Origin of the sequence: Falsirhodobacter deserti, assembly GCF_004015795.1 — a bacterium.
Classification (GTDB): domain Bacteria; phylum Pseudomonadota; class Alphaproteobacteria; order Rhodobacterales; family Rhodobacteraceae; genus Falsirhodobacter; species Falsirhodobacter deserti.
In genome coordinates this window covers 1-505 of sequence record NZ_JQHS01000017.1, presented here as the reverse complement: position 1 = coordinate 505, position 505 = coordinate 1, and the positions used below count along the sequence as shown (strand labels likewise).

The 505-nt window shown below is 64.0% G+C and carries 1 protein-coding gene; it reads left to right on the top strand.

The annotated features are described in order from the left end of the window. Positions 1–481: GTP cyclohydrolase I FolE2 (locus JX25_RS00010; RefSeq protein WP_206611495.1), on the top strand; the 481-nt coding region annotated here is incomplete at its 5' end. Positions 482–505: the final 24 nt, after the last annotated feature.

Here is a 505-nt window from a genome sequence, read left to right as displayed (position 1 = left end):
CGTGGCCGGCCAGCGCAAGAAGATGATGCATCTCGACTATGTTTACTCCTCCACCTGCCCGTGTTCGCTGGAACTGTCCGAACATGCCCGCCAAACGCGGGGGCAGCTTGCCACGCCCCATTCGCAGCGGTCCGTCGCGCGCCTGTCGGTGGAAATGACGGGCGACCGGCTGTGGTTCGAGGATCTGATCGCGCTGGCCCGCACCGCCGTGCCGACCGAAACGCAGGTCATGGTCAAGCGCGAGGATGAACAGGCCTTTGCCGAACTGAACGCCGCCAACCCGATCTTCGTGGAAGACGCCGCCCGGTCCTTCTGCGCCGTGCTGCAGGCCGATCCGCGCGTACGCGATTTCCGCATCATCGCCAGCCATCAGGAATCGCTCCACTCCCACGACGCCGTTTCGGTCCTGACCGAGGGGCAGACCTTCGCACAGCAAAGCATCGACCCGAAGATGCTTGCAACGCTGGTCCACAGTGGCTGAACGGGCGCAAAAACAAACGGGGCT